Here is a 21,795-nt window from a genome sequence, read left to right on the forward strand (position 1 = left end):
TTAAGACTTAAAACCGTCTGTCTTTAACGCTTACATTAGCAGGCGATCACGGCAGATACCATCTCACCCTATTTCAACCATGCTCATCCGTATACTGCTGCACTTAGTGCTTAAAGTAGGCGATCACTTGCCTAATTTGTAGTAACTCTGCCATTCAGATTCAGGAACCATACGACCGCCTGTCGCCCAGATGATATGGGTTGAGTTATCCAACTTGCTCTGCAAACCATGACTCTGAAGGTAGCTTTCGCCCTGCGAGATCAGATTTACAATGCCGGTTGCTCCCGCCAAAGCCGATGGTTCCAAAGCTATATTCTCGCTCTCATAAATTTCGGCCAATAGCTGATAAAGTGTTTTGTCCTCTACGGTATAAACCCCACTTAGCAGTGGTTCCATCACCTTACCAACAAAACCGGAGGCACGGCCTACTGCTAGGCCATCAGCACAGGTTTGGTTATCGATACCAAGCTCCTGAACACTGATCTGATCATGCAGTCCGGTGTACATGCCCACCAGCATACAAGGCGAATGGGTCGGTTCAGCAAAGAAGCAGTGAACATGATCACCAAACAGCAGTTTCAAGCCAAAGGCAACACCGCCCGGACCACCACCGACGCCACAAGGCAGATAGACAAACAAAGGATGTTCAGCGTCGACCTGAATATTTTGCTCAGATAGCTGCTTAGCTAGACGTTCTGCAGCAACCGCATACCCTAAAAACAGGTCATTTGAGTTCTCATCATCCACAAAGTGACAACGCTGCTGTCTGAGCGCTTGTTTGCGCCCCTCTTCTACCGCTTTACTGTAATCATCTTCATATTCAATGACCTGCACGCCTTTGCTACGTAATAGATCCTTCTTCCACTGCCGAGCATCTGCAGACATATGAACCGTCACCGAAAACCCTAAAGCAGCCCCCATAATCCCGATACTAAGACCAAGGTTTCCAGTTGATCCCACCACAATTTGATACTGACTAAACAGTTCGCGGCAGACATCACTATTAAGCTTAATGTAACAGCTCTCTTTAGTGATCAGGCCTGCCTCTATAGCAACGGCCTCGGCATACTTGAGCACCTCATAGATACCCCCACGTGCTTTGATCGAACCAGATATAGGCAGATGGCTGTCGCACTTCAACAGCAGACGGCCAGGGAGATTTTGATTGGCTCTTGCCTCTAACTGGCGACGAAATTGAGGCACTTCCTGCAACGGCGATTCAATCATGCCTTTGTTTACAGCGGTTTCCGGAAACACTTCCGCCAGATAGGGCGCAAAACGATTCAACCTTGCCGAGGCATCAGCAACATCCCTTGGCGCCAATGGCAGGTGCGCAGATACCGCAGCGAAGTCACTGAGTTTAGGGTTTAGCCAAAGCAACGGCTGAGTTTTCTGAAGCTGTTCCAATAAGGGGAACTCACGTTTCAGATCATTAATTCCCTGTGTATCTAGCCCCATAAAACAGCTCCAATCGAATAAGTTTTGTTAATTCCAACTAATAAAATTAGGATAAAACCATTAAACCAGTGCTTATAATTTACAACAAACCATAAAAAACCATCCATGGATTAATATGGCTAATCTGAAACCCTCACACTTGAACAACGCCGTTCTCGCTAACCTGCAATGCTTCAGTAGCGCAGCCAAGCACCTCAGCTTTACTCTCGCTGCAGACGAGTTAAACCTAACTCAAGGAGCGATTAGTCAACGGATACGTAAACTAGAAGAACAGCTTGGTTTTGCCCTATTCTTACGCTACAACCGTCGTCTACAGCTCACAGCTGAGGGTGAAAGGCTCCTCATACAGACCAATAACAGCCTAACCGAACTCAATAATCTGATTCGGGATATCCATACCCAAGGGCTTGCCGGTGAACTTTCACTGTCCGTTCCCCCCTCTTTTGCTTCACAGTGGTTGCTGGAAAAGCTGGCTGACTTCTCTCAGCTCTACCCACAAATTTTCATTCGCATGGAAACACATAGTCGTCTGATCGACTTTTACGCCGAACAGATCGATCTAGCGATCTATTATGGTCAGGGCGAATACCCGGGGTTGGTGAGTTGGCCACTCATGGATGAACAACTCATTCCCGTTTGCACCAGCGACTTCGCAGAAAAACATGACTTATGGGATAGACCAGAAAAACTAAACGACTGTCATCTACTACATGATGCACAGGCATGGCCGGAAGCAGGCCCTTATTCCGAGTGGTCCTACTGGGCCGATCAACAAGCATTAAGCCTCGATCTAAAACAGGGGCACTGCTTTGATAAGTCAGAACATGCAGTGAATACAGCTAAATCAGGTTTAGGTGTTGCTATCGGACGTAAACAGCTAATCGAAAAAGCACTGAACAGTGGGGAATTAATAAACCCATTGCGAGAATTACAGCCGATCCAATCTCAACAGGGATACTTTTTGGTCACTCACGAAGACAGGAAGGAGCAGCCTATTATCAGGGCATTCAGGGAGTGGATTCTGGAAAAAATACAGGCCCACTGATCAGTGAGCCTGTTGCGTAGACCTTAATGACTAAGGCCGTTACTCAACCGTAACCGACTTCGCCAGGTTTCGCGGCTGATCCACATCCGTTCCTTTCAAAATCGCCACATGATATGAAAGTAACTGCAGCGGGATCGTATAAAGGACAGGCTGCATAACTTCATCACATGCCGGCATATTCAGAACATAAGTGCCCTCTTCCGGTTGCACTTTGTCAGAGCCTGCAAAGACAAACAGTTCACCACCACGAGCGCGGACTTCCTGTAGATTTGCTTTTAGCTTATCCAACATATCGTTCTGCGGGGCTACTGCAACGACTGGCATCTCTTTATCGACCAACGCCAATGGACCATGTTTTAGCTCACCTGCAGGGTAAGACTCCGCGTGAATATAGGAGATCTCTTTGAGCTTAAGCGCGCCCTCTTTCGCCACAGGGTACAAAGTGCCGCGACCAAGGAACAGTGAATGATTCTTTTCAGCAAAGGACTGTGCCATCTGCTCAATATCACTATCCATTGCTAAGGCTTGCTGAACCTGTTCTGGTAGCTTTTTAAGCGCGCTGATGATGGCTGCTTCAGTTTCTCCGCTTAAGCCATTACGACGGCCAAGTGCGATTGTCGTTAGCATCAACGCAACTAGCTGTGTCGTAAACGCTTTAGTAGACGCTACACCAATCTCTGGACCCGCATTAGTCATCAACGCCAGATCTGATTCACGCACCAGAGAGCTACCCGGAACGTTACAGATAACCAGAGACGCCAAAACACGATCCTGAATTTCACGTAGCGCAGCTAAGGTATCTGCTGTTTCACCAGACTGTGAAACAGTCAGGAATAGCGTACCTTCAGGGATCACTACTGAACGGTAACGGTACTCACTAGCAACCTCAACCATACATGGGATACCAACGAGATCTTCAATCCAGTATTTAGCAATCAAACCGGCATGAAAGCTCGTACCACAAGCAATGATTTGTACCTGTTTAACCTGATCAAACACTTCAGCTGCTTTCACGCCAAAACATTGTTCCAGCAGTTTATCTTCGCTGATACGGCCTTCTAGGCACGCTTTGATCACCTCTGGCTGCTCATAGGTCTCTTTAAGCATATAGTGCTTAAATTCACCTTTATCGGCAGAGCTTACACCGTGTTCAAATTGGCTGACATCGCGCTCTACTTTTTTGCCAGAGATATCCGTTACTGTGATATCTGCCGCCGTTAGGGTCGCAACATCACCATCTTCCAAGAACATAAAGCGGTCAGTTACTTGTAAAAGCGCAAGCTGATCGGAGGCGATAAAGTTCTCGCCAATACCAACACCGATCACCAACGGGCTACCTTTACGCGCAGTAACCAACTGAGATGGATCTGCTTGTTCGATCACACCCAGCGCGTAAGCGCCTTCAAGCTGGCCGATGATATTAGCAACGGCAGTGTGCAAAGAGCTTGTTGATTTAAGTTCTCTAGCAAGTAAGTGTGCAATTACTTCAGTATCAGTTTCTGAGCTAAATTGATAACCATCATTTTGCAGATCGGCTTTTAGCTCTTCGAAATTTTCAATGATACCGTTGTGCACTACGGCCAGTTGATCACCCGACATGTGCGGATGAGCATTCGCTTCACAAGGTACACCGTGAGTCGCCCAACGGGTATGTGCGATACCTGTTGTGCCAACTAGAGGCAACTCTTGTAAGGCATCAGAGAGGGCTTGAACCTTGCCATTACGGCGACAACGTTGAATACCAGCTTCGGTCTGCAATGCGACGCCAGCAGAGTCATAACCGCGATATTCCAAACGACGCAAACCTTCAAGCAGGATTTCCTGAACGGGCCTAGCTGCAACAGCACCTACAATTCCACACATGATTAGTTTCCTTTCTTCTTAGGACGCGGCCAGTTTTTCAATTCAGTTTGTTTTGAACGAGTAATCGCAAGCGCATCATCAGATACAGGTTTAGCAATCGTTGAACCTGCGCCGACAGTCGCCATAGCACCCACTTTAACCGGTGCAACAAGGGCCGTATTGGAACCAATAAATGCGTTGTCACCAATTTCTGTCAGCGACTTATTCACGCCGTCGTAGTTACAAGTAATAGTACCTGCGCCGATGTTTACATCTTTACCCAATACCGCATCACCCACGTAGGAAAGGTGGTTGATCTTGCTTCCCTCACCCACTATCGCTTTTTTGGTTTCAACAAAGTTGCCAACCTTAGCTTTAGCAGCAAGCTGAGTGCCTGGACGTAAACGTGCAAACGGACCGATATCACAAGATTCTGCAATGTCAGCATCTTCAATCACTGTATTTGCCTTGATATGGGTACCCGCTGCAACAGTACAGTTTTTAAGGTAACAATTTGGTTCGATTACAACATCGTCACCTAGTACAACATCACCTTCTAAAACAACGTTTACATCGATCAGAATATCCTGACCAATAGAGACACTACCGCGCACATCAACACGCGCTGGGTCAGCTAAAGTTGCACCGTTAACCATCAACCATTCAGCACGCTGTAACTGGTACCAGCGTTCTAGTTCAGCCAACTGAACACGGTTGTTAACCCCTTGAACTTCCTCTTCAGCTTCAGGTTGAATCGCACTGATCTTAACGCCACCATTGGCTGCCATCGCGATGATATCGGTCAGGTAATACTCGCCTTGCGCATTTTCGGAGGATAGCTGCGGTAACCAATCAGCAAGATACTGACTCTTAACCGCTAAGATTCCAGTATTTACTTCATTGATAAGGTGCTGCTCTGGCGAAGCATCTTTATGCTCAACAATCGCCACTACTTTGTCTTCGCTATTACGTACGATGCGGCCATAACCGGTAGGATCTTTTAGATTAACAGTCAGTAATGCCAAATCACCTGTAGCAGCGATATCCACCATTTCTTGCATTGTGGCAGCTTGTGTTAGCGGTACATCTCCATAAAGCACAAGTACAACACTGTCATCTGCTACTTCAGGCATCGCCTGAGCCACCGCATGACCTGTACCTTTTTGTTCTGCCTGCAGAGCAAAATTAAGCGCTTGCCCCTGCAGCTCTTCACGTAATTTATCCGCGCCGTGACCGATCACAACGTGCGTGTTTACCCCCTGCAGTGACGATGCAGTGTCGATTACATGTTGCACCATCGCTTTACCGCCAACCTTGTGCAGTACTTTAGGGAGTTTGGATTTCATACGGCTACCCTGACCAGCAGCCAAAATGACAACGTCTACAGACATAGTCTTACCTTTCCTTTGTAGGTTTACGCTTTATTTTCATCGCACTTTAAAGTAAAACTGAATCCATACAATCCCTTTTGTCACAAATTTTATGACAATTATGAATAACGACGTTTTTAAAATATTGGGCTTAAACCCCAGAGAAATTGAGATCTACAAAGCCTTATTAACATTAGGGGCAAGCTCTATACGCACAATTGCTGACAAATCGGGGGTTAATCGCGGTAGTGCCTATGAAAGTCTCAAAGATATGCAACAAAAAGGGATTGTGACCTATCAACCTAAAGGCAAACGGCGTTTATTCGCTCCTGTAGATCCCGATATTCTATTGCAACTGGCTGAAGATCGTCGACAGAGCTTAGATAAAGCGATCGATGAACTAAAACAGAGTATTATTCCTGAACTGCAGCACCTCAAACCTGACTTTAATACTGCCAATGTTAGCTTCTATGAAGGCGATGACGGTATAGAGCATGTACTGAAAGATATACTTGTAACAGTATCTAGCTCCGATGCTGACAGCTACTCAGTGTTCTCCTCCAAGCCGATCAGGAAACATCTCTATCGACCCTTCCCTAACTTTACTAACCAGCGCATACAGCGTGGTATTAACGTACGCGCCATTGCAATAGGTGACGGCGGTGAAGACGCTCTACTATCAGAACGTAAGTGGATCAAAACGGAAGGCAAAGTGGATGCAGCTTATATCGCGATCTATCCACCTAAGTGTGCGATCATCTCACTCGCTTCAGAAAACTACCCAACAGCGGTAGTGATTGATTCGCCGGAAGTGGCCGGTGCGCAGAAGATCATCTTCGATACACTATGGCGGCTGCTGTAGCTCGCCTGAAAGACTCTCACTCCCTTAAAAGCTAAATCCTATCTCAATTCCCCTCTTATAATAGAGTTATATTATAACATTACACTTCATGTCATAATTGCCCGGTTTTATAGCCATTCTCCCGAAGTCCGAGACACAGAGGTATTGCAGCAATGAATGACACATTGATTAAAAACGCGATCATCATCAATGAAGGTGAACAAAGAGAGGTCGATCTAAGAATTAAAGACCAAAGAATCGATCTAATTGCTGCTGATATAGACGCTAAACCTACCGATAAAGTCATTGATGCTAATGGCTTCTGGCTGCTTCCGGGAATGATCGACGATCAGGTGCATTTCCGTGAACCTGGTTTGACTCATAAAGGTAGTATCGCGACAGAATCTCGCGCAGCGGTTGCAGGAGGCATCACCAGTTATATGGAGATGCCGAATGTTAACCCTTCAACGACTAATGCTGCTGCACTAGAGAATAAATATAACATTGCAGCCCAAAACTCGGCAGCGAACTATGCATTCTATCTAGGAGCTACAGAAGATAACTTAGACGATATCAAGGCGTTAAACCCGACCAAAACCTGTGGCGTAAAAGTGTTTATGGGTGCATCTACCGGTAACCTACTTGTCGAAAACCCAACAGCTTTAGAAGGGATCTTCCGTGAAAGCCCTGTCTTGATCGTTACCCATTGCGAAAGCGGTCCGGTCATTGCCAACAACCTAAAACGCGTTCAAGACACCGGACGTAAAATTACAATCCACGACCATCCTATTATTCGTGATGATGAAGCCTGTCTTGCTTCCTCATCTTACGCAGTAGAACTAGCGAAAAAATACCAAAGCAATCTTCATGTTCTACATATCACAACAGAAAAAGAGCTGAGCTTATTCCAATCTGGCCCTGTCCAAAGCAAAAAGATCACAGCAGAAGCTTGCGTACATCATCTATGGTTTAGTGCTGAAGATTACGAAACGCGCGGTAACTTAATTAAATGCAACCCAGCAATTAAATCCCTACAGGATCGCAACGCACTGCTAAATGCACTTAAAACTGGGCAGATCGATATCATCGCTACTGATCACGCTCCGCATACACTGACCGAGAAGATAGTTGATTATTCAGATGCGCCTGCAGGCCTTCCCCTTGTCCAGCACGCTCTATTAACCTTATTAGAACAAGTTAATTTAGGCCGTATGTCGATAGAACAAGTTGTCGAGAAGGTATGCCATAACCCCGCAATCCGTTATGGTGTTTTAGAACGTGGATTTATTCGTGAAGGTTACTTTGCCGATCTAGTATTGGTTGATCCGAAAAAATCGACATTGGTCAGCCATGCGAATAGCCTATACCACTGCGAATGGACTCCGTTTGACGGCCTAGAATTCTCAGGTCAGATTAAATCGACTTGGGTAAATGGGCACCTAGTATATGATGGTAAACAGACACTAGTTCATGAAGGCATTGCTAAACCATTAGCCTTTTCTGGTCTATAACAGTTAAAGATACGCTTAACTTCTAATAAAAAATAACAAAGCCTCTTCAACTATCAGAGGCATCAATTAGGAGCAACAATGCTTAGAAAGTGTCCGGCGGGTTACTTCCCTGAAGTGTCAGACCAGGCCTTTATTGACCCTACAGCCATCGTTTGTGGCCGTGTGATTATCGAAGATAATGTTTTTGTTGGCCCTTACGCGGTAATCAGAGCTGATGAGGTTGATACATCAGGTGAGATGCAACCCATATTGATTAAACAAGGCTCCAATCTTCAAGATGGCGTTGTAATTCACTCAAAAGCCGGTGCAGAAGTTGTGGTGGGTGAACGTACATCTATCGCCCATCGCTCGATTGTCCATGGCCCTTGTACTGTCGGTGACGATGTCTTTATAGGCTTCAACAGCGTCGTCTTCCGCTGCCATATAGGCGACGGTAGCGTGATTAGGCACAATGCCGTAGTCGAAGGAGTAGATCTACCTGAACGCTCTCACGTGCCGCCTATGACGGCCATAGCGCATGAATCTGACCTAGCGTCGGTCGAAAAGGTATCGCCTGAATTCTCTTCGTTCTCAGAATCCGTCGTCTCAGCCAACCATGTGCTGGTCGAAGGTTATAAAGAGCTAGGCGATGACCTGTAACAACTTCGACTAATATTTCCAGCTAGAACAAGGCAACCTTCGGGTTGCCTTTTTGCTAGTTGCTAGTTGCTAGTTGCTAGTTGCTAGTTGCTAGTTGCTAGTTGCTAGTTGCTAGAGAGGGTATGCGGATTAAGCCTAGTGCAAATACTTCGTTCAGTATTGTTTATCCCACAACGAAAAAACCCCGATCACAGCGTGACCGGGGTTTTCTCTTAATTAAATGCTTGGCGATGACCTACTCTCACATGGGGAAGCCCCACACTACCATCGGCGATGTTGCGTTTCACGTCTGAGTTCGGGATGGATTCAGGTGGTTCCACAACTCTATGGTCGCCAAGCAAAACTGTTACAACTTAGATCTGATTCTTCTTTTATTTGATCTAGATAAGCTTTCGACTGTAGCTCTACTACGCGCTAATTCGTTACTCTCTATCGTCTTACATATCTTACAAGTCACTTGCCAAACGCCTTGGGCGTTATATGGTCAAGCCTCACGGGCAATTAGTATTGGTTAGCTCAACGCCTCACAGCGCTTCCACACCCAACCTATCAACGTCGTAGTCTTCAACGGCCCTTTAGGGGAATCAAGTTCCCAGTGAGATCTCATCTTGAAGGAGGCTTCCCGCTTAGATGCTTTCAGCGGTTATCCCGTCCGAACGTAGCTACCCGGCAATGCAATTGGCATCACAACCGGTACACCAGAGGTTCGTTCACTCCGGTCCTCTCGTACTAGGAGCAACTCTTCTCAAATCTCAAACGCCCACGGCAGATAGGGACCGAACTGTCTCACGACGTTCTAAACCCAGCTCGCGTACCACTTTAAATGGCGAACAGCCATACCCTTGGGACCGGCTTCAGCCCCAGGATGTGATGAGCCGACATCGAGGTGCCAAACACCGCCGTCGATGTGAACTCTTGGGCGGTATCAGCCTGTTATCCCCGGAGTACCTTTTATCCGTTGAGCGATGGCCCTTCCATACAGAACCACCGGATCACTAGAACCTACTTTCGTACCTGCTCGACGTGTCTGTCTCGCAGTCAAGCACCCTTCTACTCTTGCGCTCATTGCATGATTTCCGACCATGCTGAGGGTACCTTCGTGCTCCTCCGTTACTCTTTGGGAGGAGACCGCCCCAGTCAAACTACCCACCACACAATGTCCCCGATCCCGCTTAGGGAACTGGGTTAGAACCTCAACATTACCAGGCTGGTATTTCAAAGGTGGCTCCACTCTATCTGGCGACAGAGTTTCAAAGCCTCCCAGCTATTCTACACAAGTAATGTCAAAGTCCACTGTGAAGCTGTAGTAAAGGTTCACGGGGTCTTTCCGTCTAGCCGCGGGTAAACTGCATCTTAACAGCTATTTCAATTTCACTGAGTCTCGGGTGGAGACAGTGTGGCCATCGTTACGCCATTCGTGCAGGTCGGAACTTACCCGACAAGGAATTTCGCTACCTTAGGACCGTTATAGTTACGGCCGCCGTTTACCGGGGCTTCGATCAAGAGCTTCGCGCAAGCGCTAACCCCATCAATTAACCTTCCGGCACCGGGCAGGCGTCACACCCTATACGTCCTCTTTCGAGTTTGCAGAGTGCTATGTTTTTAATAAACAGTCGCAGCCACCTGGTATCTTCGACCGGCCTCAGCTTAGGGAGTAAATCCCATCACCAAAACCGGCGCACCTTCTCCCGAAGTTACGGTGCCATTTTGCCTAGTTCCTTCACCCGAGTTTTCTCATACGCCTTAGTATTCTCTACCTGACCACCTGTGTCGGTTTAGGGTACGGTTAGTCATAACCTGAAGCTTAGAGGATTTTCCTGGAAGCATGGCATCAACTACTTCAGTCCATAAAGGACCTCGTCATCGGTTCTCGGTCTTAGAAGAGTCCGGATTTACCTAAACTCTAAACCTACAACCTTAAACGCGGACAACCAACGCCGCGCTAGCCTAGCCTTCTCCGTCCCCCCATCGCAGTTATGAGCAGTACAGGAATATTAACCTGTTTCCCATCGGATACGCTCTTCAGCCTCTCCTTAGGGGCCGACTCACCCTACCTCGAATAGCGTTGGATAGGAACCCTTGGTCTTCCGGCGGGGAGGGTTTTCACCTCCCTTATCGTTACTCATGTCAGCATTCGCACTTCTGATACCTCCACGGTGCCTTACAGCTTCCGCTTCAACAGCTTACAGAACGCTCCTCTACCATGCACAAAGTGCATCCGTAGCTTCGGTGTTATGCTTAGCCCCGTTATATCTTCCGCGCGGGCCGACTCGACTAGTGAGCTATTACGCTTTCTTTAAAGGGTGGCTGCTTCTAAGCCAACCTCCTAGCTGTCTAAGCCTTCCCACATCGTTTCCCACTTAGCATAAACTTTGGGACCTTAGCTGACGGTCTGGGTTGTTTCCCTTTCCACGACGGACGTTAGCACCCGCCGTGTGTCTCCCGTGATTGAACTCATGGGTATTCGGAGTTTGCATCGGGTTGGTAAGTCGGGATGACCCCCTAGCCGAAACAGTGCTCTACCCCCCATGGTTAGACACGAGGCACTACCTAAATAGTTTTCGAGGAGAACCAGCTATCTCCGAGTTTGATTAGCCTTTCACTCCTATCCACAAGTCATCCGCTGGCTTTTCAACGACAGTCGGTTCGGTCCTCCAATGCATGTTACTGCATCTTCAACCTGCCCATGGATAGATCACTCGGTTTCGGGTCTACTCCTAGCGACTGGACGCCCTATTAAGACTCGGTTTCCCTACGGCTCCGCAAATGCTTAACCTTGCCACTAAAAGTAAGTCGCTGACCCATTATACAAAAGGTACGCAGTCACCGTCCTAAAACGGCTCCCACTGCTTGTACGTACACGGTTTCAGGGTCTATTTCACTCCCCTCACAGGGGTTCTTTTCGCCTTTCCCTCACGGTACTGGTTCACTATCGGTCAGTCAGGAGTATTTAGCCTTGGAGGATGGTCCCCCCATATTCAGACAGCGTTTCACGTGTGCCGTCCTACTCGATTTCACTTTAAAAGGTTTTTCACATACGGGGCTATCACCCACTATGGCCACACTTTCCAGAGTGTTCTGTTAAACCTAATAAAGCTTAAGGGCTAATCCCCGTTCGCTCGCCGCTACTTAGGGAATCTCGGTTGATTTCTTTTCCTCTGGGTACTTAGATGTTTCAGTTCCCCAGGTTCGCCTCTAATAACCTATGTATTCAGTTAAAAGATACCTATAAATAGGTGGGTTTCCCCATTCGGAAATGTCCGGATCAAAGCTTGTTTACCAGCTCCCCGAACCTTATCGCAGGTTACAACGTCCTTCATCGCCTCTGACTGCCAAGGCATCCACCGTGCACGCTTAGTCACTTGACCATATAACCCGAAGGCGTCTGGAATCACAGTAACTTGTATTGCTAGTAACGATAGATTTCGCCGAATTGGCGCATGCAGTAAAACTACATGTCTTAAATCTAAATCAAATGAATCAAATCCAAATTGTTAAAGAGCGTTTAAAGCAAAAAAGCTTTAAAAGATAATGTCTTACATGACAATATGTTTTAAAACTCTTCCTTTCTCATCCCAAGGATGATGGTGGAGCTATGCGGGATCGAACCGCAGACCTCCTGCGTGCAAAGCAGGCGCTCTCCCAGCTGAGCTATAGCCCCAAGAAAAACAGTAAGGCTATTGATTGGTAGGCCTGAGTGGACTTGAACCACCGACCTCACCCTTATCAGGGGTGCGCTCTAACCAGCTGAGCTACAAGCCTACACCGTTGCTCTTAACTTCTCTGATCAGATAATTCGTGTGAACGCTTGCCGAGAATCGGCTTTCGTTTAAGGAGGTGATCCAGCCCCAGGTTCCCCTAGGGCTACCTTGTTACGACTTCACCCCAGTCATGAACCACACCGTGGTAACCGCCCTCCCGAAGGTTAAGCTAGCTACTTCTGGTGCAATCCACTCCCATGGTGTGACGGGCGGTGTGTACAAGGCCCGGGAACGTATTCACCGTGGCATTCTGATCCACGATTACTAGCGATTCCGACTTCATGGAGTCGAGTTGCAGACTCCAATCCGGACTACGACCGGTTTTGTGAGATTAGCTTACCTTCGCAGGTTTGCAGCCCTCTGTACCGACCATTGTAGCACGTGTGTAGCCCAACTCGTAAGGGCCATGATGACTTGACGTCGTCCCCACCTTCCTCCGGTTTGTCACCGGCAGTCTCCTTAGAGTTCCCACCATTACGTGCTGGCAAATAAGGACAAGGGTTGCGCTCGTTACGGGACTTAACCCAACATTTCACAACACGAGCTGACGACAGCCATGCAGCACCTGTCTCTGCGTTCCCGAAGGCACCAAGCTATCTCTAGCAAGTTCGCAGGATGTCAAGAGTTGGTAAGGTTCTTCGCGTTGCGTCGAATTAAACCACATGCTCCACCGCTTGTGCGGGCCCCCGTCAATTCATTTGAGTTTTAACCTTGCGGCCGTACTCCCCAGGCGGTCTACTTATCGCGTTAGCTGCGCCACTAAAAGATCAAGTCTCCCAACGGCTAGTAGACATCGTTTACGGCGTGGACTACCAGGGTATCTAATCCTGTTTGCTCCCCACGCTTTCGCACCTCAGTGTCAATATCGGTCCAGGTAGTCGCCTTCGCCACTGGTGTTCCTTCCTATATCTACGCATTTCACCGCTACACAGGAAATTCCACTACCCTCTACCGTATTCTAGATTGGCAGTATCAGGTGCAGTTCCAAGGTTGAGCCCTGGGCTTTCACATCTGACTGACCAATCCACCTACGCGCGCTTTACGCCCAGTAATTCCGATTAACGCTCGCACCCTCCGTATTACCGCGGCTGCTGGCACGGAGTTAGCCGGTGCTTCTTCTGCAGTTAACGTCACAGCTGCACGGTATTAACGTACAACCTTTCCTCACTGCTGAAAGTGCTTTACAACCCTAGGGCCTTCTTCACACACGCGGCATGGCTGCATCAGGCTTGCGCCCATTGTGCAATATTCCCCACTGCTGCCTCCCGTAGGAGTCTGGACCGTGTCTCAGTTCCAGTGTGGCTGATCATCCTCTCAGACCAGCTAGAGATCGTTGCCTTGGTGAGCCATTACCTCACCAACAAGCTAATCTCACGCAGGCTCATCCAATAGTGCAAGGTCCGAAGATCCCCTGCTTTCCCCCTTAGGGCGTATGCGGTATTAGACCAAATTTCTCTGGCTTATCCCCCGCTACTGGGTAGATTCCTACGCGTTACTCACCCGTCCGCCACTCGTCATCAACTAGCAAGCTAGTCATGTTACCGTTCGACTTGCATGTGTTAGGCCTGCCGCCAGCGTTCAATCTGAGCCATGATCAAACTCTTCAGTTTAAATCATTGTTGTTACCAGGAATGTGGTAACGGGCTCTAGTACTAAACAACCGGATAACATTCTTAAGAACGTTAAACCTTTGTAAATCGCTTTAAATGAATTCACTTGGTTGCTTGTCTAGAAAAAGTTTGCTTCTTCTCAACAAGCGCCCACACGAATTATCTGATCAAATTGTTAAAGAGCGTTGCTTTTTGACTCTCCGCTGACTCAGCGTTTCGTCTCAAGCGAGGCGCATATTCTACTGTGCGCTCATTCAAAGTCAACCGTTTATTTTGCAATTTTGTAAAAACTATTTACTCAGCAAACGAACTTTGAACACTGATCCGCAAGCAACCTAAAAAACAAATGTTTTCAATCACTTACTGAACACCTTGTTTGGTTCTACAACCCCTTAAAAAGTGGCCTCCCCAAGCAAGGACGGCGAATTCTACAGATATCTCAAAAGGCGTCAACACTTAATCTAAAAAAGTTGCTTGTTATCTAAGATATAAATCTGTTGGCCATACGCTTTGCTTTAATGCATAAGACACCTCTAACATATTCAATGGTGTCCACTTGCAAGCGGTCAACGCAATCGCTGCATTCAAGAAACTATCATCTAACAAGTTAGGCGATCTCTATTCGCAAAATGGCGTCCTATTTGTTCATGTCTCCGCCATAAACAAAAAAAGGCAACCCGAAGGTTGCCTTTTAGAACTAATGATTTGTAAGAGTCAGTCTTATCGACCAAGCTTCTTACGAATCTGCTGTAGGGTACGAAGCTGAGCCGCAGCTTCAGCCAGCTGACTTGCTGCTTTAGAGTATTCGAACTCTGCAGTTTTATCAGACATCGCCTGTTCAGCATGTTTCTGTGCTTCTTGAGCTTTCGCTTCATTAAGGTCTGCAGCGTGTAGAGCAGTGTCTGCAAGTACAGTTACCTTATGAGGCTGAACTTCAATGAAGCCACCGGATACGTAGAAGATATCCTGTTCGCCACCCTGTTTGCGTAGCTCGACAGGGCCTGGTTTTAGTTCCGTCAGAAGCGGAGCGTGACCTGGATATACACCCAGATCACCCAGGCTACCTGTTACGGATACGAATTCAATAAGGCCAGAGAATAATTCTTCTTCAGCACTTACGATGTCGCAATGAACAGTCATAGCCATATTTATACCTCGTAAAGGTTAGCTAAAGGCAATTACATGCCTTTAGCTTTCTCGATCGCTTCGTCGATACCACCGACCATGTAGAACGCCTGCTCTGGCAGATCGTCGTACTGGCCTTCCAGGATGCCTTTAAAGCCGCTGATAGTTTCTTTCAGTGGCACGTATTTACCAGGAGCACCGGTGAATACTTCAGCTACGAAGAAAGGCTGAGATAGGAAACGTTGCATCTTACGAGCACGTGCTACCAGAGACTTATCTTCTTCAGACAATTCGTCCATACCTAGGATCGCGATGATGTCTTTCAGCTCTTTATAGCGCTGTAGTACACCCTGAACGTTACGAGCAATCTCGTAGTGTTCTTGACCGATTACTAGTGGATCTAGCTGACGAGAAGTTGAATCCAGTGGATCTACCGCAGGGTAGATACCTAGCTCTGCAATTTGACGAGACAGTACTACTGTTGCATCAAGGTGAGAGAAGGTTGTCGCTGGAGATGGGTCAGTCAAGTCATCCGCAGGTACGTATACCGCTTGGATAGACGTGATAGAACCAGTCTTAGTAGATGTGATACGTTCCTGAAGAACACCCATCTCTTCCGCTAGAGTTGGCTGGTAACCTACCGCAGAAGGCATACGACCTAGCAGTGCTGATACCTCAGTACCCGCTAGTGTGTAACGGTAGATGTTGTCTACGAACAACAGTACGTCACGACCTTCGTCACGGAATTTCTCAGCCATAGTAAGACCAGTCAACGCTACACGTAGACGGTTACCTGGAGGCTCATTCATCTGACCGTATACTAGAGATACTTTATCCAATACGTTGGATTCTTTCATCTCGTAGTAGAAGTCGTTACCCTCACGAGTACGCTCACCTACACCGGCAAATACGGAGAAACCTGAGTGCTCGATCGCAATGTTACGGATCAGCTCCATCATGTTTACGGTTTTACCTACACCCGCACCACCGAACAGACCAACTTTACCACCCTTAGCGAACGGACATACAAGGTCGATTACCTTGATACCAGTTTCTAGTAGTTCGTTAGATGCAGACTGCTCATCGTAAGAAGGCGCTTTACGGTGAATAGGCATACGCTCTTCTTCACCGATATCGCCACATTCATCAATTGGGTTACCCAGTACGTCCATGATACGACCCAGTGTTGCTGTACCAACAGGTACAGATACTGGAGCACCAGTGTTTGCAACTTCCAAACCACGGCTTACGCCTTCTGTTTGGCCCATTGCAATCGCACGTACAACACCATCACCCAGCTGTTGCTGAACTTCAAGTGTCAGGCCGGTTTTAGATACAGTTAATGCATCGTAAACCTTCGGTACAGAGTCACGTGGGAATTCCACGTCTACTACTGCGCCGATAATCTGAACAATAGTTCCGCTACTCATGTTCGGATCCTCTTAAAATTTAACCTGTGACCTGTTATTAAACAGCTGCAGCACCACTAACGATCTCAGAGATTTCCTGAGTAATCGCTGCTTGACGAGCTTTATTGTAAATCATCTCTAGCTCGCCAATCATGTCGCCAGCATTGTCTGTTGCGTTCTTCATCGCCAACATACGTGCTGCCTGTTCACAGGCATTGTTCTCAACCACGGCCTGGTAGACCAAGGACTCAACGTAACGAACCAGCAAGCTGTTTAACAGCTCTTTAGCATCTGGCTCATATAGGTAATCCCAATGATGGTTAAGCTTTTCTTCGTCGTCTTCCGCCTTCAGTGGAAGCACCTGATTGACTACAGGCTGCTGTGTCATCGTATTTACAAAATCGTTAGATACGATGAACAGTTTATCCAGCTTGCCTTCGTCATAAGCATCCAGCATGACCTTAACTGACCCAATTAGATCCGCCACTTCTGGCGCATCACCTAGGTGAGTTTTTGCTGCTACTACATTGCCACCATAGTTCTTAAAGAAAGATGAGGCTTTGCTACCTAGCGCACAGACATCGATGTCGATGCCTTGGTCATGGAACTCTTTCATGCTTTTAACAGCTGCTTTGAACGCATTCACGTTCAAACCACCACACAAGCCACGGTCGGTTGCAACAATTACAAAACCAACTCGCTTAGTCTCACGTTCCTGCATGTACAAGTGTCTGTACTCAGGGTTGGACTTGGCTAGGTGCTGGATTACACCACGGATACTCCGCGCGTACGGGCGAGAAGACTCCATGCGATCCTGTGCTTTACGCATCTTAGAAGCAGCAACCATTTCCATAGCGCTGGTAATCTTCTTAGTGCTCTGCACACTCGCAATTTTTGTCTTAATCTCTTTTCCGACTGCCATAGTTCCGCCTATATAGCTTTGTGTTAGATCTGCATGACTAGCATGCAGATCGATCACTCAAAACGAGTTCTTACCAAGCTTGTGTAGACTTGAACTTCTCGATACCAGCCTTGAACTGAGCAGCAATCTCATCAGAGTAGTTGCCAGTTGCGTTGATGTCGTTCATCAGATCAGCGTATTCGCTGTTGAAGAACGCAATCAAAGCTGCTTCGAAGTCCAGTACTTTATCAAGTGCTACACCTTGTAGGTAACCTTCGTTAGCAGCGTACAGGCTAAGACCCATGTCAGCGATAGACATTGGAGAGTACTGTTTCTGCTTCATCAGCTCAGTTACAGACTGACCGTGCTCAAGTTGTGCACGAGTAGCGTCATCAAGGTCAGAAGCGAACTGTGCGAATGCCGCAAGTTCACGATACTGTGCAAGTGCTAGACGAACACCGCCACCTAGTTTCTTGATGATCTTAGTTTGAGCTGCACCACCTACACGGGATACGGATAGACCAGCGTTGATTGCTGGGCGTACACCAGAGTTGAACAAGTCAGTTTCTAGGAAGATCTGACCGTCAGTGATGGAGATTACGTTTGTTGGTACGAATGCGGATACGTCACCACCTTGAGTTTCGATTACAGGCAGAGATGTTAGGGAACCAGTCTGGCCCTTAACTTCACCGTTTGTAAACTTCTCAACGTAGTCAGCGTTTACACGCGCAGCACGCTCAAGTAGACGAGAGTGCAAGTAGAATACGTCACCAGGGTATGCTTCACGACCTGGCGGACGACGTAGCAATAGGGAAATCTGACGATAAGCCCAAGCTTGCTTAGTTAGATCATCATAGATGATCAGAGCGTCTTCACCGCGGTCACGGAAGTATTCACCCATTGTACAACCAGAGTATGGAGCCAAGAACTGCATTGCTGCAGGATCAGCGGCACCAGCAGCTACAACGATCGTGTGATCCATTGCGCCGTGCTCTTCAAGCTTACGTACAACGTTAGCGATAGTAGACTGTTTCTGGCCTACTGCAACGTAGATACATTTAACGCCTGTACCTTTCTGGTTGATGATAGCGTCGATAGCAATCGCAGATTTACCAATCTGACGGTCACCGATGATCAGCTCACGCTGACCACGACCGATTGGTACCATGGAGTCGATCGCTTTAAGACCAGTCTGTACAGGCTGATCTACGCCCTGACGCTCGATTACACCAGGTGCAACCTTCTCAACAGCGTCAGTTAATTTAGTTTCTACAGGGCCTTTACCATCGATCGGGTTACCCAGAGCGTCTACTACACGACCCTGCAGTTCCGGACCAATTGGTACTTCCAAGATACGGCCAGTACAACGTGCAGTAGCACCTTCTACTAGATCCTGGTAGTCACCCAGTACTACAGCACCAACGGAGTCGCGCTCAAGGTTAAGCGCCATACCGTAGATACCGCCAGGGAATTCAATCATTTCCCCGTACATAACGTCAGCAAGACCGTGGATCGTAATGATACCATCGGAAACGCTCACTACAGTGCCCTCATTACGGGCTTCTGAAGTCACATCAAGAGTTTCGATGCGCTTCTTGAGAATCTCACTGATCTCAGAAGGATTCAGTTGCTGCATGCTTTTATTCCCCTAGGAATTCATCGCTTCGGCCAACTTCGCGAGTCGCGCGCGAACAGAGCCGTCGATCACCAAGTCGTCAGTGCGAACTACTACACCACCCAAGATAGACTTATCTACCTGAGAGGTCAGTGCTACATCGCGACCTAGTTTAGTTTTCAGTGCCTGAGCAAGTTTTTCTTGCTGCTCGTCCTGTAGTTCAAACGCCGTAGTCACTTCGATATCTAGTGACTTTTCCTGATCTGCTTTCAGTTTATTAAACTGAGCGCTGATCTCAGGCAGTATCTCTAGGCGTTTGTTCTCAGCTAGAAGCTTAAGAAAATTCTTACCCGCGTCATCTGCTTCTTCGCAGATATTGATCATCAGATCAGCTTTCTGCGTATCTGTCAGTGCAGGGTTACCCAGTACACGCACTACGTTTTCGTCTTCTGCTGCAGCAGCAGCCAGAGCTAGCGTAGCGGACCACTGATCGAGGTTACCCTTATCCATCGCGTACTCGAAAGCAGCTTTGGTATAAGGCCGAGCGACAGTGTTGACTTCAGCCATCGTTAAACCTCGCTTTAAAGCTCAGCGGCCAGTTTTTCAACAAGCTGCGCGTGTGCCTTCTCATCAATAGATGCTTCTAGTACTTTCTCAGCACCAGCTAATGCAAGAGTAGCTACCTGAGCGCGCAATGCTTCGCGTGCCTGGTTAACTTCTTGCTCTAGTTCAGCTTCTTTAGCCGTTTTAACACGGTTAGCTTCGTCTAGAGCTTTCTCTTTAGCTTCTTCGATGATTTGGTTAGCCCGCTTGTTGGCCTGTTCAATGATGGCGGCTGCTTCTTCTTTGCCCTTACGCATATTTTCAGTGGCTTTTTCTTGAGCCAACTGCAAGTCACGCGCAGCGCGTTCAGCAGCGTCCAGACCCTCAGCAATCTTCTTCTTACGTTCTGCCAGTGCAGCCGTAATTGGCGGCCACACGTACTTCATGCAGAAAACTACAAAGATAAAGAATGCGATTGCCTGGCCAATGATGGTGATATTGATATTCACGCCATTACCTCTCGCGGTTGTTAATTAAGTAGGACTCGATAGTCGTTGCTTTTACGAGTGGCTACTTATGCAACTGCGAACATCAGGTACATGCCAAGACCTACACCGATCATAGGTACCGCATCAACAAGACCCATTACGATGAAGAACTGAGAACGTAGTAGTGGTACTAGTTCAGGTTGACGTGCAGCACCTTCCAAGAATTTACCACCTAGGTTACCGATACCTACAGCAGCACCAATAGCAGCAAGGCCCATTAGAACCGCAGCAGCCAGGAATACTAAAGCGTTAGCCATTTCCATCAGTTTTTCTCCACATTTAAGTTTAAAAGTTAAAGTTTAAAATTTGTTAAAACAGGTTAAAACAGTACTTCAGTTCATGAATTACTTATTAGTGATCGTCATGTGCCATCGCAAGATAAACGATAGTTAGCACCATGAAGATAAACGCCTGCAAAGTAATTACTAGAATATGGAAGATTGCCCATGGCACAGATAGTACCCACTGCGCCCAGAAAGGAAGCAGAGCAATCAAAATAAAGATCATTTCACCCGCATACATGTTACCGAATAGTCGTAGAGCCAGAGAGATTGGCTTAGCCAGTAGGCCTACAATTTCCAGGAACAAGTTGAAAGGAATCATCCATTTACCCATTGGCTGTAGAGACAGCTCAGCAAGGAAGCCAGAAACACCTTTCTGCTTAATGCTGTAGTAAATGATTAAGAAGAATACGCTGAACGCCATACCTAGAGTAGCGTTAGGGTCTGTAGTTGGTACGATCTTCATGTAACCAACGCCCATTTGAGCAGCGATGTATGGAACCCAATCGATTGGCACAAGGTCCATAAGGTTCATCAGGAAGATCCAGACAAAAATTGTTAACGCTAAAGGCGCGATAACAGGGTTCTTATGGTGAAAAATACCTTTAACGTTATCGTCTACAAATTCAATAATTGTTTCGATAAAGTTTTGGGTGCTTCCAGGTACGCCAGAGGTAGCTTTTTTCGCTACGCTACGGAACAACCAAAGGAAGAAAATACCCAAGCCAACAGACCAAAGCATAGTATCCACATGGATTGCCCAAAATCCGAAATCGCCAGGCATGATACCGTTTGCAGTATCTACGAAGCGCCAGCTATCCGAAGCTTCATGATAGCCGAACGTCAGATTCGTCAAGTGGTGGGATATATACTCTGAGGATGTTACTGTGTCGCTACTAGCCATTCTCAGTTTCTCTCGTTCAAAGTTTCAGGAATCTTGTATTCAGGTTCATCTGACCAATCCAACCTAAGATCTGCATCAGAATGAACGTGCCAAATAAGGAAAATGGATTCAGGGGCTGAATCAGTATAAATACGGCCGCAAAACCTACCGCACTTAAAGCCATTTTCCATATTTGGCTCACATACATTTCGGCTAACGCTTGCTTAGCACTCTGACCTGCACTAAATCTCAATGCTCGATCAGCGAAATAGAGGGTAGGTAGAAGATACAAAACTCCACCCAGCAGCGCCGAATATGCTGTTTCTACATTCACTAGTAGTAAACCAGTGCAAAGTAACAAACATATGACTGCTTGAATCAGAAAAATTCTAAATATTCGACCGCGTGTTTTA

At 47.2% G+C, this 21,795-nt stretch carries 16 protein-coding genes, 2 tRNA genes and 3 rRNA genes; 4 read left to right on the top strand and 17 right to left on the bottom strand.

Annotation, left to right across the window (positions count from 1 at the left end; all coding sequences use genetic code 11):
- Nucleotides 1-123: 123 nt before the first annotated feature.
- Entirely contained in the window at nucleotides 124-1,458 is a 1,335-nt protein-coding gene (locus tag ACMXYV_RS17725; protein ID WP_415889714.1) for a D-serine ammonia-lyase, read from the bottom strand.
- A gap of 115 nt (nucleotides 1,459-1,573) precedes the next feature.
- Between ACMXYV_RS17725 and dsdC the strand changes: the two genes are divergently transcribed.
- On the top strand, nucleotides 1,574-2,503 hold the full coding sequence (gene dsdC / locus ACMXYV_RS17730; protein ID WP_415889715.1) for a DNA-binding transcriptional regulator DsdC: 930 nt from the start codon (nucleotides 1,574-1,576) through the stop codon (nucleotides 2,501-2,503).
- Between the two features lie 39 nt (nucleotides 2,504-2,542).
- On the opposite strand, the gene glmS is transcribed toward dsdC, so the two are convergent.
- Together glmS and glmU are read right to left on the bottom strand one after the other, a co-directional pair.
- A complete protein-coding gene (gene glmS / locus ACMXYV_RS17735; protein ID WP_415889716.1) occupies nucleotides 2,543-4,366 on the bottom strand; it encodes a glutamine--fructose-6-phosphate transaminase (isomerizing) in 1,824 nt (607 codons plus the stop codon).
- 2 nt (nucleotides 4,367-4,368) lie between these two features.
- The gene (gene glmU, locus ACMXYV_RS17740) at nucleotides 4,369-5,736 is read right to left on the bottom strand and encodes a bifunctional UDP-N-acetylglucosamine diphosphorylase/glucosamine-1-phosphate N-acetyltransferase GlmU (protein ID WP_415889717.1); all 1,368 of its coding nucleotides are present in this window, start codon (nucleotides 5,734-5,736) and stop codon (nucleotides 4,369-4,371) included.
- A gap of 100 nt (nucleotides 5,737-5,836) precedes the next feature.
- Between glmU and ACMXYV_RS17745 the strand changes: the two genes are divergently transcribed.
- The 3 genes from ACMXYV_RS17745 (at nucleotide 5,837) to ACMXYV_RS17755 (ending at nucleotide 8,706) form a co-directional block, all read left to right on the top strand.
- Entirely contained in the window at nucleotides 5,837-6,577 is a 741-nt protein-coding gene (locus ACMXYV_RS17745) for a TrmB family transcriptional regulator (RefSeq protein ID WP_415889718.1), read from the top strand.
- A gap of 152 nt (nucleotides 6,578-6,729) precedes the next feature.
- On the top strand, nucleotides 6,730-8,067 hold the full coding sequence (locus ACMXYV_RS17750) for a dihydroorotase (RefSeq protein ID WP_415889719.1): 1,338 nt from the start codon (nucleotides 6,730-6,732) through the stop codon (nucleotides 8,065-8,067).
- A 78-nt stretch (nucleotides 8,068-8,145) separates the two neighbouring features.
- Nucleotides 8,146-8,706 (top strand): DapH/DapD/GlmU-related protein, encoded by a 561-nt coding sequence (locus ACMXYV_RS17755; protein WP_415889720.1) that lies wholly within the window; start codon nucleotides 8,146-8,148, stop codon nucleotides 8,704-8,706.
- 222 nt (nucleotides 8,707-8,928) lie between these two features.
- Here ACMXYV_RS17755 and rrf read toward each other — a convergent pair.
- The 14 genes from rrf to ACMXYV_RS17825 all read right to left on the bottom strand — a co-directional run bounded on the left by rrf (nucleotide 8,929) and on the right by ACMXYV_RS17825 (nucleotide 21,716).
- Nucleotides 8,929-9,044 (bottom strand): 5S ribosomal RNA (gene rrf, locus ACMXYV_RS17760).
- 142 nt (nucleotides 9,045-9,186) lie between these two features.
- Nucleotides 9,187-12,074, bottom strand: a 23S ribosomal RNA gene (locus ACMXYV_RS17765).
- A gap of 217 nt (nucleotides 12,075-12,291) precedes the next feature.
- Nucleotides 12,292-12,367 (bottom strand) — tRNA-Ala (locus tag ACMXYV_RS17770).
- A 24-nt stretch (nucleotides 12,368-12,391) separates the two neighbouring features.
- Nucleotides 12,392-12,468 (bottom strand) — tRNA-Ile (locus ACMXYV_RS17775).
- Between the two features lie 68 nt (nucleotides 12,469-12,536).
- A 16S ribosomal RNA gene (locus tag ACMXYV_RS17780) occupies nucleotides 12,537-14,077 on the bottom strand.
- The 16S, 23S and 5S rRNA genes sit together here with 2 tRNA genes alongside, the layout of an rRNA operon.
- Nucleotides 14,078-14,797: 720 nt before the next feature.
- A complete protein-coding gene (locus tag ACMXYV_RS17785) occupies nucleotides 14,798-15,223 on the bottom strand; it encodes a F0F1 ATP synthase subunit epsilon (RefSeq protein ID WP_415882942.1) in 426 nt (141 codons plus the stop codon).
- A gap of 32 nt (nucleotides 15,224-15,255) precedes the next feature.
- Nucleotides 15,256-16,632, bottom strand: a complete 1,377-nt coding sequence (gene atpD, locus ACMXYV_RS17790; RefSeq protein WP_415889721.1) for a F0F1 ATP synthase subunit beta — start codon at nucleotides 16,630-16,632, stop codon at nucleotides 15,256-15,258.
- A gap of 37 nt (nucleotides 16,633-16,669) precedes the next feature.
- A complete protein-coding gene (atpG, locus tag ACMXYV_RS17795) occupies nucleotides 16,670-17,533 on the bottom strand; it encodes a F0F1 ATP synthase subunit gamma (protein WP_415891466.1) in 864 nt (287 codons plus the stop codon).
- Between the two features lie 70 nt (nucleotides 17,534-17,603).
- Nucleotides 17,604-19,148: a F0F1 ATP synthase subunit alpha gene (gene atpA / locus ACMXYV_RS17800; RefSeq protein ID WP_415882944.1), complete on the bottom strand. Its 1,545-nt coding sequence runs from the start codon at nucleotides 19,146-19,148 to the stop codon at nucleotides 17,604-17,606.
- A gap of 12 nt (nucleotides 19,149-19,160) precedes the next feature.
- Entirely contained in the window at nucleotides 19,161-19,694 is a 534-nt protein-coding gene (locus tag ACMXYV_RS17805) for a F0F1 ATP synthase subunit delta (protein WP_415889722.1), read from the bottom strand.
- Between the two features lie 14 nt (nucleotides 19,695-19,708).
- Nucleotides 19,709-20,179: a F0F1 ATP synthase subunit B gene (locus ACMXYV_RS17810; protein WP_415889723.1), complete on the bottom strand. Its 471-nt coding sequence runs from the start codon at nucleotides 20,177-20,179 to the stop codon at nucleotides 19,709-19,711.
- A gap of 65 nt (nucleotides 20,180-20,244) precedes the next feature.
- Nucleotides 20,245-20,481, bottom strand: coding sequence for a F0F1 ATP synthase subunit C (gene atpE, locus ACMXYV_RS17815; RefSeq protein WP_415882947.1), 237 nt, complete (start codon nucleotides 20,479-20,481; stop codon nucleotides 20,245-20,247).
- Between the two features lie 88 nt (nucleotides 20,482-20,569).
- On the bottom strand, nucleotides 20,570-21,403 hold the full coding sequence (gene atpB, locus ACMXYV_RS17820) for a F0F1 ATP synthase subunit A (protein WP_415889724.1): 834 nt from the start codon (nucleotides 21,401-21,403) through the stop codon (nucleotides 20,570-20,572).
- Nucleotides 21,404-21,419: 16 nt separating this feature from the next.
- A complete protein-coding gene (locus tag ACMXYV_RS17825; protein ID WP_415889725.1) occupies nucleotides 21,420-21,716 on the bottom strand; it encodes an ATP synthase subunit I in 297 nt (98 codons plus the stop codon).
- Nucleotides 21,717-21,795 lie beyond the last annotated feature (79 nt).

Source organism: Neptuniibacter sp. SY11_33 (assembly GCF_047778025.1).
Lineage (GTDB): Bacteria > Pseudomonadota > Gammaproteobacteria > Pseudomonadales > Balneatricaceae > Neptuniibacter.

Coding starts and splice junctions, on each gene's coding strand:
- ACMXYV_RS17725 (WP_415889714.1), bottom strand. CDS start 1,458: ATGGGGCTAGATACACAGGGAATTAATGATCTGAAACGTGAGTTCCCC.
- dsdC (WP_415889715.1), top strand. CDS start 1,574: ATGGCTAATCTGAAACCCTCACACTTGAACAACGCCGTTCTCGCTAAC.
- glmS (WP_415889716.1), bottom strand. CDS start 4,366: ATGTGTGGAATTGTAGGTGCTGTTGCAGCTAGGCCCGTTCAGGAAATC.
- glmU (WP_415889717.1), bottom strand. CDS start 5,736: ATGTCTGTAGACGTTGTCATTTTGGCTGCTGGTCAGGGTAGCCGTATG.
- ACMXYV_RS17745 (WP_415889718.1), top strand. CDS start 5,837: ATGAATAACGACGTTTTTAAAATATTGGGCTTAAACCCCAGAGAAATT.
- ACMXYV_RS17750 (WP_415889719.1), top strand. CDS start 6,730: ATGAATGACACATTGATTAAAAACGCGATCATCATCAATGAAGGTGAA.
- ACMXYV_RS17755 (WP_415889720.1), top strand. CDS start 8,146: ATGCTTAGAAAGTGTCCGGCGGGTTACTTCCCTGAAGTGTCAGACCAG.
- ACMXYV_RS17785 (WP_415882942.1), bottom strand. CDS start 15,223: ATGGCTATGACTGTTCATTGCGACATCGTAAGTGCTGAAGAAGAATTA.
- atpD (WP_415889721.1), bottom strand. CDS start 16,632: ATGAGTAGCGGAACTATTGTTCAGATTATCGGCGCAGTAGTAGACGTG.
- atpG (WP_415891466.1), bottom strand. CDS start 17,533: ATGGCAGTCGGAAAAGAGATTAAGACAAAAATTGCGAGTGTGCAGAGC.
- atpA (WP_415882944.1), bottom strand. CDS start 19,148: ATGCAGCAACTGAATCCTTCTGAGATCAGTGAGATTCTCAAGAAGCGC.
- ACMXYV_RS17805 (WP_415889722.1), bottom strand. CDS start 19,694: ATGGCTGAAGTCAACACTGTCGCTCGGCCTTATACCAAAGCTGCTTTC.
- atpE (WP_415882947.1), bottom strand. CDS start 20,481: ATGGAAATGGCTAACGCTTTAGTATTCCTGGCTGCTGCGGTTCTAATG.
- atpB (WP_415889724.1), bottom strand. CDS start 21,403: ATGGCTAGTAGCGACACAGTAACATCCTCAGAGTATATATCCCACCAC.